At 36.8% G+C, this 1,759-nt stretch carries 1 protein-coding gene and 4 tRNA genes; all 5 read left to right on the forward strand.

All coding sequences use genetic code 11. The features are described 5' to 3' along the window. Positions 1-99 precede the first annotated feature (99 nt). The 5 genes from ABUA27_RS12570 (at position 100) to ABUA27_RS12590 (ending at position 1,701) form a co-directional block, all read left to right on the forward strand. Positions 100-1,146 (forward strand): ABC transporter substrate-binding protein, encoded by a 1,047-nt coding sequence (locus ABUA27_RS12570; protein ID WP_287968838.1) that lies wholly within the window; start codon positions 100-102, stop codon positions 1,144-1,146. Between the two features lie 210 nt (positions 1,147-1,356). Further along, positions 1,357-1,431 (forward strand) — tRNA-Cys (locus ABUA27_RS12575). A 7-nt stretch (positions 1,432-1,438) separates the two neighbouring features. Next, a tRNA-Leu gene (locus tag ABUA27_RS12580) sits at positions 1,439-1,527 on the forward strand. Between the two features lie 10 nt (positions 1,528-1,537). After that, a tRNA-Arg gene (locus ABUA27_RS12585) sits at positions 1,538-1,614 on the forward strand. Between the two features lie 10 nt (positions 1,615-1,624). Further along, positions 1,625-1,701: transfer RNA gene (locus ABUA27_RS12590), tRNA-Pro, on the forward strand. The last annotated feature ends 58 nt before the right edge of the window (positions 1,702-1,759 follow it).

A 1,759-nucleotide genomic window follows, 5' to 3' on the forward strand; every position in this document is an offset into this window, starting at 1 on the left:
AATCATTTTACTGTTTATATAGATAAAATTGAGGGTAGTGTATTTATGCTATGTGATATAGATTTTTGACACTACCTTTGAAGAAGAGAGGGGTAAAAAATGAAAAAACTATTTAAAGGTTTACTTTGCGTTGCAGTTATCTGCGGCCTAATGACTGGGTGTGGGTCTAAAAACTATAAACACACATTAAAGGTATTCAACTGGGGTGTATATGCCAATATGGACGTTATTAAGGCATTCCAGGATGAATATGATTGTAAGGTTATTTATGAAACTTTCGATTCTAATGAATCAATGTATACTAAATTATTGGGTGGTAACCAGTATGATGTATTAGTACCATCTGATTATATGATTGAACGTATGATCAAAGAAAATCTTTTACAGAAAATTGACTGGTCTAAGATTACGAATAAGAAATCATTAGATACTAAAATATTAAACCAGCAATTCGATCCTAACAACGAATACTGGGTACCATATTTCAGTGGTAACGTAGGTATCGTTTATGACAAAACACAGGTTACAAAAGAAGATTTAAAAGCAGGATGGGAAATCCTACGTAATACTAAATATAAGGGTAACCTTTATATGTATGACTCTGAAAGAGACTCTATGATGGTTGCATTAAAAGCTTTAGGCTATTCTATGAATACTACTAACGAAAATGAAATTCAGGCTGCTTTCAACTGGTTAGTAGAACAGAGAAAGACTATGGATCCTACATATGCAACAGATGACTCTATCGATAACATGAAGAATGGTGAAAAAGCACTTTGTGTTATGTATTCAGGTGATGCGGCAGATGTAATGAAAGAAAACCCAGATATGGGTTTCTATATGCCAGAAGAAGGTACTAACTATTGGTTCGATGGATTTGTTATTTCAAAAGATTCTAAGAACACAGATATGGCTAATAAATTCATTAACTATATGATTTCTGATAAGAACGCATTCTTAAATACACAGGAAGTAGGTTATTTAACTACTAATACTGTAGCAGCAGCAAAAGCAAGAAAGAAAGAATTTAAGAACAACAACGCTTACAGCATGCGTGTTGGACCTAAAGATGAATGTTTCAACTATCAGGATACTAAGACTAAAGAAATGTTTAGTAACTACTGGACAAAAGTTAAAGCAAAATAACATATTTTATGGTGATTCTAGATCTGGAATCACCATTTTTCTTTTATTGTAAGCATTCTCCTAAGAGTTCTGATAAAAAAGTCATATTTTTTTGATTTAAAAAACCTTGTGTTTATCAAATTAAATGTAAACACTTAGAAAAAAGTTCTAAAAACCCCTTGCATTATTTCAAAATACATAGTATAGTATACAAGCAATCTCGATTGCGACGGTTCCATAGCCAAGTTGGTAAGGCAGAAGACTGCAACTCTTCGACCATCGGTTCAAGTCCGGTTGGAACCTCCATACGTGTGCCCTGGTGGCGAAACTGGTAGACGCACAGGACTTAAAATCCTGCGGACTTCAAACTCCGTGCCGGTTCGATTCCGGCCCAGGGCACCATTTATGAATTGCGCTAGTAGCTCAACTGGATAGAGTACTTGTCTACGGAACAAGGGGTTACGGGTTCAATTCCTGTCTAGCGCGCCAATTATATAAACGGGAAGTAGCACAGCTTGGTAGTGCACCTGGTTTGGGACCAGGGGGTCGCAGGTTCGAATCCTGTCTTCCCGACCATTTATTCGGGGCCTTAGCTCAGCTGGGAGAGCGCCTGCTTTGCACGCAGGAGGTCAGG

Origin of the sequence: Catenibacterium sp. RTP21428st1_D7_RTP21428_210409 (assembly GCF_040227455.1) — a bacterium.
Classification (GTDB): Bacteria; Bacillota_I; Bacilli_A; order Erysipelotrichales; family Coprobacillaceae; genus Catenibacterium; species Catenibacterium mitsuoka_A.

Bases quoted from the DNA above. Each gene is read 5' to 3' on its own strand.
- ABUA27_RS12570 (WP_287968838.1), top strand. From the start codon at position 100: ATGAAAAAACTATTTAAAGGTTTACTTTGCGTTGCAGTTATCTGCGGC.